Genomic DNA, 8,669 nt, shown 5'->3' with positions numbered 1-8,669 from the left:
TGAGCCAGGATCAAACTCTCCAATAAAGTTAGTTTGTCTAGCATCTAAAAATAAAAATTGACGTTTCACGTTGTTTGTTTCGTTCAGTTTTCAAAGAACTACTTGGCCGCTCATTTGCGACTTCCTTATGTTAACATCTTCGTTTGTTAATGTCAACTAAGTTTTTCATTTCGTTTGTCGCTTGCGACGTTAATGTCATCGGCGACTTGTCCTATATTACACCTCTATAGATCAATCGTCAATACTTTTTATCTTTTTTATTTTATAAATTATCAAAGCTTTGCCCTCTCTTACTTTCTAACACATCCTTAGATTTTCTTAAACTTATGTATTCAAATTAACAATCTGCAGCTTACACTCCCTAACTCAATACTAATACTTTTCTAAAGAATGAATTTGAGACCAAGTAAATATATATTAAGGATAATATTTTTCCTTTTGGTACGTCCCCCTTCTGCTCACCTCTAGGGGATTATATATAAAACATTTCTCTTCTTTACCTTTACTAAATCAACAAAAAGAAAAAGAAATCTAATAAACTTAGGAGGCGTTATGAAATGCATGTTAATAAAAAGATAATTTATGTATCCCATGATGCCCATTTCCACGGAGCACAGTTACTTTCTTTACATACTATTAAGGCTCTTAAAGAAAACTTTGATTACTCTGTTGCAATTATTTCTATTGGATCAGGTATTTTAATTCCCGATTTCCAAAAGTACGGTCCTGTTTATTGTCTCGAGCAAGATTATCAAACAGAAGAAAAGGTTGAATCATTAATAAAGGATTTATTATCACAGGATTTTACCCTCGCCATATGTAGCACTGTCATAAGTGGCGATATCGTCGCATTACTAGCTAGACACAATATAAAAGTCGTTTCATTAATACATGAATTACCGCATTTAATACAACAGTACTCTGCTGAAGGGAAAGCTAAAAACATCGCTGAATTTGCTTACAAAGTTGTCTTCCCTTCACAATACGTATATGAAAAATTTCGTACAATCACTGAATTGGATCCTCAAAAATGTCATATTCTCCCTCAAGGTTTGTTTAACCACAATCCTTATAAGAACAATATTGCAAAAGCTAGAAATGAATTACGTAAGAAGCTTAACCTGCCTCTAGATAGCAAAATCATCTTGGGTGTAGGCTTCGCAGATTATCGAAAAGGAATAGATTTATTCTCACTTCTCTCTTACTCAGTGAGAAAGACTCACAAGGATATTCATTTTATTTGGGTAGGGAGAACGGATGTTCAATTCCTGAATACACTGCCCCCTAAATATAAAGCACATTTCACATTAGTCGATCCTACTCCCGATATCGGATTATATAACGCCGGAGCTGACTTATACTTATTAACTTCAAGGGAAGATCCTTTTCCAAATGTTGTTTTAGAAGCATTAGATGCAAAGCTTCCTGTTATAGGGTTTAAAAATGCTGGAGGTTTTGAGGATGTTGTTACAGAAAAAACTGGTGCCTTAGTAGACTTTTTAAATTTACCCAAAATGCTAGAAAAAATATATGAATTTATTCATGATGAGGGATTACGATTACAAAAGGGAAGCTTCGGCCAAGAACTTATCGAAAAAAACTTCAATTTTCTTAATTACATTTATCAATTACTAGATCTTCTCGAACATAATTACAAAAAGATAAGCGTAATCATACCAAACTATAATTATGAAAAATACTTATCTGATCGAATCGAATCAATATTAAACCAAACCTACCCTCTTTACGAACTAATTTTCTTAGACGATGCCTCTACCGATTATAGCGTATCAACTTTTAAAAAGCTGCTCTCAAAAGAAAATAAGACCCACATGAAGGTTCAACAGATTATTAATGATAAAAACTCTGGTTCTGTATTTAAACAATGGATAAAAGGAGTCTCTGTAGCAACTGGTGATTATATTTGGATCGCAGAGGCCGATGACTTATGCGATAAGACATTTTTACAAGAGGTGATAGAGGGGTTTTATATAAATAACAATATTACCTTAAGCTACACACAATCAAAACAAATAGACGAACAAGGAAATGTATTGGCTAATCATTATTTAAATTACACAAATGATATCGATAAAGAAAAATGGAAAGCACCCTATTTTCGAAAAGGCGTCGATGAAATACAAGATACGTTACTTATTAAAAACACTATACCTAATGTCTCGAGTGTAGTTTTTAAAAATATAGATATGAAGAAAACAGAAAAACAGTTAGAAAAGTTCAAAATAGCTGGTGACTGGTTCTTCTATGTCTCTCTTCTTACAGAGGGCGATATTTACTTCAATCCAGCATCCCTAAACTATCATAGACGACATTTAAATAGCGTAACAAGAACAGAAGATTCATACTCCCATTACAATGAAGTTGTGCAAATGCAAAATTTCATTAAAGAAAGCTTTACTATCGACGACATTTCTAAAATGAAAATGTATACATATAGAAAGTATCTTAAAGCATACTTAAAAATTTAAACGTATGCTTTCTCTGCCATCAATATCTCTTGTAAGGCGATACTATTATTTAAGGGGGAATACTCTTTGAAAGATTTTATAGAGGAACATAAAGATTTAATTTCTCAAATCGCACACAGCTACAATGTAAATGCAAGTATCCATCCTGAGGATCATATCTTTCAGTTCATTGTCACTAATCCCGTTTTCCCATCAAAAAAAGAAGCGATAGATTACTATTTTAAAGACGGGCAAAACTCAGCACAAATACTCTTAGACTTAATCACTTCCCTTTATCCTCCTACAGGCAATCCAATCAAATTGTTAGAGTTTGCATCCGGATACGGTTGCGTAACACGTCATTTATTAAATCTACAAGCGAATTTGAGTATAACCGCTTGCGATATACACGAAGAGGCCATTTCCTTTATTGAAAACAAATTAAATAATCCTTCTATATTATCTCATCCTGAGCCCGAACAGTTAAAATTGGACTCCTCTACGTACGATATTGTTTTTTGTCTATCCTTTTTTTCTCATATGCCTGATACAACTTGGTTTCGTTGGCTGCAAACATTGTATAACGCTGTTTCACCTGGCGGTTTATTCATTCTCACAACCCATGGCTATCAAAGCAAAAAATACTTTGGGTTTCCAAATTTAAATGAACAGGGCTATTGGTTTCTCTCTTCTAGTGAACAATTCGATTTAGATGCGAATCAATACGGACAAACGATAGTTAGTCCCTCTTACGTGTGTGACAAAATTAAATTATTGCCCTATAACCCAATCATCAAAAAGTATACTGAAGGATTTTGGTGGGAACATCAAGACCTTTGGATAATAGAAAAAGAAGTAAAATAATAAACCACGCTCTGCTTACATACAAGTAGAGTGTGGTTTATTATTTTTTACTATATAAGAACTCTTCAATCCATAGCTTATTTAATCTAATCCCATTTTTAAAATCTATTTTAGGTTCCCAATTCAATTCTTGTTTTACCTTATCAATATTTAAAATGATTCTTTGAACGTTCTCTTGTTTTTGTTTATAACAGATAAAGTCCACTTTTCTTTCTGTTATTTTCTCTAGTTCCACAATAATTCGTTTTAAAGAAAGACCTTTGCCACTCCCTATGTTATATACGCAAGATTTCAATTGATTTAATTGTGCTAGTTGTATAGTAATTTCAACTAAATCATCGATATAAATATAATCTCTAATAATCTCCTCTGGATTCCCATATATATTAATCCTTTCATTACTGAGATGCTGGTACAAAAAACAATTTATCGCTCCAACTTTTTTTAAGGGGTTTTGGTATTTTCCATACGGATTAGAATATCTACATACAACATAATCTATTCCATATTTTCTCTGATAAAAATACAAATAATTCTCGAGCGAAACTTTTGTTATTCCATACGGGGAAAGTGGTCTTAATGGATGTTTCTCATCAATAGGCAAATATTCAGGTTCACCATAAACTGTGCCTCCCGAAGAAGCTAATATAATTTTTTTAATACGAAAATCTTTAACACTTTCCATGAAATTAAGAAAAAATAGACTACTATTAATATCGCCGAAAACATCTTCAATTGAAGTTGCTACGTTAGACGTCGCAGCTAAATAAATAATAATATCTATATTCACTAAAGCTTTATATATATCCTCAACATTTTCTAAATCACCTTTAATAAATTCAACTTCACTTATAATATTTTGAGGGAAATTATTTATATGTCTGGAAAATACTTTTACATTTTGCCCCTGTTTCAATAAACCCAATGCGAGGTTGATACCAATGAAACTATTTCCACCTACTATTAAATAATTATTCTTCCTCATAATATCATCTCTCTAGTATAAATTTTCCCCTTCGTCAAACCTAAAAATATAAACAAATGACTTGATCATTTCTATTATTCATCCTCTTATCATTGTATGTTTATTATAATTTTTCATTATCTTTATTTTCTATTTTCATTTTAGAATAGCTTCCTTATTCAGGCTGACTGCAAAAACAATCATAATATTTACTCATCCCCATGAATATATTTAATAAACAATCCTCACTTGTTTAACCCATAAAAAAACTTCTACATACACAAGGTTCTCAAAAAAGGAGTGCTAAACTCATGAGAAATATAAATCAAGAACTTTTAAATCATGTAATTCTACATAAAGATCGAATTCCGCATTACCATAAAGACTTTCCCCTTATACTATTTTGGAGTCATAGAAGCGGATGCACCGCATTAGCTAATTGGTTCTTTTTTCAAATTGGATTGTTTACTGAAGCAAAGAAATACAATGACTTTATTCATTACTATGAGTTCTGGGTGTATAAGAACAATATAAATTACATACCAGAATTACAAAATGGTCTTCTAGAAGGTAAAAAGGATGTTTGTAAACTTGTGCGAAATCCCTATACAAGAGCTGTCAGCTCATTTTTATTACTTGCTGATAATCCATATGCTAGCCCACAATGGGAAAGTATTCGTCATTATTTTTATAATGACAAATATAGTAATCAAGGAATATCATTTAAACAATTTTTATATTACGTTCAGGCATTTGGTTCCAATTCCCTAGCAATAGATATACATTTTAGCCAGCAATACATCCCTGGTGAAGAAAGCTTCATCCAATGTTATATTCCTTTAGAAGATTTTAATGCACAAATCACCAAAATAGAACACACGTACGATTTGATAAAATCCAATTTAGCACTTCTTACAAATTCAGATCATCATCGCGCCCACAAGATGATTTATGCAGGAAGCTATGCAGAACTTAGCATTACAGATACAGACTTTCCCCGATTTCCAACATACGAAAGCTTTTATGATAAAGAAACTATAGATTTAGTTACAGAAATATACGCACAGGACTTTGAAATATACCCATACACGAAAGGGATATTTTAAGTCTATACATTTTTCTATGAATAAAAGCTAATGCATCGCATAGCATAAAGTGAAACTTTAATTCGAGTCGGGTTCTCTCCAACTGATTATTCTCTTCGCCCAATTGTACTTTTAAAAGATACCTAACTTTCACCCATTCTCTTTCATTTCGCCGATTGTTAACGTGTATCATACTTTCCATAAATACATTGCATGTAACAAAGGAGGGATGTCGTGTGGAAATCAATTTGAAACACAATAATGGGTACTGCGTTATTTGCGAAAAGAAAGCTACATTTATAGAGCATAATGATTGGCTTAGAGATCATTATTTATGTTCTACATGTAACTCTATCCCAAGGCAGCGAGCTTTAATCCATGCTTTACACACATTTTTTCCAAAATGGAATTCCTATAGTATCCATGAATCCTCTCCTGGAGCAATTACAACTCAACTACTATTAAAAAACTGTAAAAACTATACATATTCTCAATACTTTAAAAACTATCCTCTTGGCCAATACTTTCAAGGAATTAGATGTGAGAACTTAGAAGACATGACTTTTGAAAATGAATCGTTTGATTTATTCATTACTCAAGACGTTTTTGAGCATGTAATGACACCAAACAAAGCCTTTAAAGAAATAGAACGAGTATTAAAACCTGGCGGGGCTCATGTATTTACTGTCCCTTGGTATCATACACTCACAAAAACTGTGCAAAGAGCCAGATTGAATAAAGAGGGGATTGAATATATTGAAGAGCCCATTTATCATGGAAATCCTATTGATGAGAACGGATCTTTAGTAACATTCGATTGGGGGCAAGATATGATTGAATATATTTATACACACGCAAATATGTATACAATTGTTTATTTACAAAAGGATAGATCACTCGGGTTAGATGCTGAATTTTTACATGTTTTTATTAGTAAAAAGCAAGAAAATAAAGTTTAATCACTATATAATTCGGAGGTTTAACAAATGAATAACTTTAAGTTAGGAAGTGATTTTGATAATCTTGTTAATTCACTATCTGATGTTGAACTTCTAAATTTATTTATACAAAGTTGTTCCCAAACAACGATAAATGGGGTTCCCGTACCCAGGTTTCCTCCTGAAGAAATTCAAAAACAATTTGTAGGTGCTTCCTATGAACATGCTCTTTACGAAGCGTATTTGTTTTATAGCCATATAAAAGAATACGCCCAGAATTTAGGTGTTCCCGTGAATAAAGAAAGTAAAGTTTTAGACTTCGGCTGCGGATGGGGAAGAATTATACGCTTCTTATTTAAAGATGCCTCTGATCAAAATTTACTTGGCATTGATGTGGATCCTGCGATGATCACACTTTGTAATGAAACACTAGGAAGAGGGATATATAAAACAGCAAGCCCACATCCCCCTGTAGAATTTATTAGTGACAATTCATTAGATATCATATTCGCTTATTCTGTATTCTCACATTTATCCGAAGAAACTGCTGAAAATTGGATAAAAGAATTTTCAAGAGTTCTTCGCCCTGGTGGAATTTTCATCGCAACAACACAAGCGCGCTATTTTCTTGATTTTTGTCAACAATTCCACGAACATCCTGAATTAATTCAAACAGGATGGCATAAAACTTTATCTCAAGCTTTTCCAGATATACATCGCGCCATCTCGGATTATGAAAACGGAAAATTTGTCCACAGCGCTACTGGTGCAGGGGATGTTAGAAATAGTAGTTTTTACGGAGAAACTGTTATACCTAGGACTTATATTGAAAATCATTATGAGAAATATTTAAAGCTACAAGACTTTTTTGATGATGTAAATCGATTACCACAAGCCCTCTTTGTCCTTCAAAAAATTTAATTCCTTTTATTCAACGTAATACACTTAATTTCATGACGAAAAGCACTTTCTATTTCAGCTATATATCAAATTACCTAATACTCTCTTATTAAGTAATCTGTAAAAGCAAATTCAATACATACCATAAAAAAGCAGTAAACAGCTAACATATCTCTTGTTTTAAAATTGCTCCACCAAATCAAGAATAACTTCCCAACAATTGAACTACGAAAAACATGAGGGGGATATACTTTGAAAATAATCGCTTTTTACTTACCACAATTCCATCAAATTAAAGAAAATGATCGATGGTGGGGGAAAGGATTTACTGAATGGACAAATACTAAAAGTGCACGACCTTTATTTTCAGGACATTATCAACCAAGGGAACCTTATCAAGATTTTTATTATGACTTAACTACCCCCTCCGTAAGAAAGTGGCAAGCAGAAATCGCTAAAGCATACGGTATATATGGTTTTTGTTATTATCATTATTGGTTTAAGGGAAAAAGACTATTAGAAACCCCCTTTAATGACGTACTAAAGATGAAGGAACCTGACTTCCCTTTTTGTCTTTCTTGGGCAAATGAACCATGGACAAAATCTTGGGATGGTCTCGATAAACATATATTAATGCCTCAAGATTACGGAGATATATCTGATTGGAAGGAACACTTTGATTATTTATTACAGGCTTTCCAAGATGAGAGATATATTTATATAGATGATAAACCTCTATTCATTATTTATCGTCCAGGACATATTCCTGATTGTGAAAAAATGCTTAATTACTGGAATGCATTAGCGCGAGAAAATGGTTTAAAAGGCATATACTTTGCTGAAACATTAAACAGTTTTCCACTACCTAATATAAATGGATTCGATGCTAGCATTCAGTTTGAACCTTTCTATACAATTGCCCATGATAGCTCTTCAGACATAAATAAGGTAATATATGATTCTGATATGCAATTAAATGTTTGGGACTACGATAAAGTATGGATGTATATATTACAACGATCGCTCCCAAAGAAAAAAACATTTCCCGGGGCTTTTGTTGATTGGGATAATACTGCACGACGTAAAAACGCAAATAGCAGCATCTTTGTAGGTTCTACCCCTGAAAAGTTCACCATATATTTAAGCAAGCAAATTCATCGTACTTACTCTTTTTATAACAGCGAGTTTTTATTTATTAACGCATGGAATGAGTGGGCGGAAGGAACTTACTTAGAGCCAGATGAAAAATATGGATTTTCTTATTTAGAAGGGGTTAAAAATGCAATTGATAGAGGTATGAAAGCATACAAAAAAGACGAGTCATTCTGACTCGTCTTAAAGTTGCTTGGCGACGTCCTACTCTCACAGGGACAAGGTCCCAACTACCATCGGCGCTAGAGAGCTTAACTTCCGTGTTCGGTATGGGAACGGGTGTGACCTCTCTGCCATC

At 33.0% G+C, this 8,669-nt stretch carries 7 protein-coding genes and 1 rRNA gene; 6 read left to right on the top strand and 2 right to left on the bottom strand.

The features are described 5' to 3' along the window. The first annotated feature begins 557 nt into the window (after nucleotides 1–557). Together MR170_RS28920 and MR170_RS28915 are read left to right on the top strand one after the other, a co-directional pair. A complete protein-coding gene (locus tag MR170_RS28920) occupies nucleotides 558–2,489 on the top strand; it encodes a glycosyltransferase (RefSeq protein ID WP_242310373.1) in 1,932 nt (643 codons plus the stop codon). A 66-nt stretch (nucleotides 2,490–2,555) separates the two neighbouring features. Beyond that, on the top strand, nucleotides 2,556–3,332 hold the full coding sequence (locus MR170_RS28915) for a class I SAM-dependent methyltransferase (RefSeq protein WP_242310371.1): 777 nt from the start codon (nucleotides 2,556–2,558) through the stop codon (nucleotides 3,330–3,332). Between the two features lie 40 nt (nucleotides 3,333–3,372). Here the strand turns inward: MR170_RS28915 and MR170_RS28910 are convergent, their stop codons facing one another. Then, the gene (locus MR170_RS28910; protein WP_043938603.1) at nucleotides 3,373–4,317 is read right to left on the bottom strand and encodes an NAD-dependent epimerase/dehydratase family protein; all 945 of its coding nucleotides are present in this window, start codon (nucleotides 4,315–4,317) and stop codon (nucleotides 3,373–3,375) included. 290 nt (nucleotides 4,318–4,607) lie between these two features. On the opposite strand from MR170_RS28910, the gene MR170_RS28905 reads away from it, so the two are divergent. From MR170_RS28905 to MR170_RS28890, 4 genes are all read left to right on the top strand, one after another. Then, nucleotides 4,608–5,402 (top strand): sulfotransferase family 2 domain-containing protein, encoded by a 795-nt coding sequence (locus MR170_RS28905; RefSeq protein WP_098630178.1) that lies wholly within the window; start codon nucleotides 4,608–4,610, stop codon nucleotides 5,400–5,402. A gap of 215 nt (nucleotides 5,403–5,617) precedes the next feature. Beyond that, the gene (locus MR170_RS28900; protein WP_050842426.1) at nucleotides 5,618–6,340 is read left to right on the top strand and encodes a class I SAM-dependent methyltransferase; all 723 of its coding nucleotides are present in this window, start codon (nucleotides 5,618–5,620) and stop codon (nucleotides 6,338–6,340) included. Nucleotides 6,341–6,367: 27 nt separating this feature from the next. After that, nucleotides 6,368–7,240 (top strand): class I SAM-dependent methyltransferase, encoded by an 873-nt coding sequence (locus MR170_RS28895; protein WP_050842425.1) that lies wholly within the window; start codon nucleotides 6,368–6,370, stop codon nucleotides 7,238–7,240. A gap of 231 nt (nucleotides 7,241–7,471) precedes the next feature. After that, entirely contained in the window at nucleotides 7,472–8,548 is a 1,077-nt protein-coding gene (locus tag MR170_RS28890) for a glycosyltransferase WbsX family protein (RefSeq protein ID WP_048565099.1), read from the top strand. 14 nt (nucleotides 8,549–8,562) lie between these two features. Here MR170_RS28890 and rrf read toward each other — a convergent pair. Then, a 5S ribosomal RNA gene (gene rrf / locus MR170_RS28885) occupies nucleotides 8,563–8,669 on the bottom strand; the annotation flags it as partial.

This window comes from Bacillus cereus group sp. BfR-BA-01524 (assembly GCF_022662595.1).
Taxonomy (GTDB): domain Bacteria; phylum Bacillota; class Bacilli; order Bacillales; family Bacillaceae_G; genus Bacillus_A; species Bacillus_A thuringiensis_S.
The sequence above is the reverse complement of the archived record's forward strand: the minus strand, read 5'-3'. Positions and strand labels throughout refer to the sequence as shown.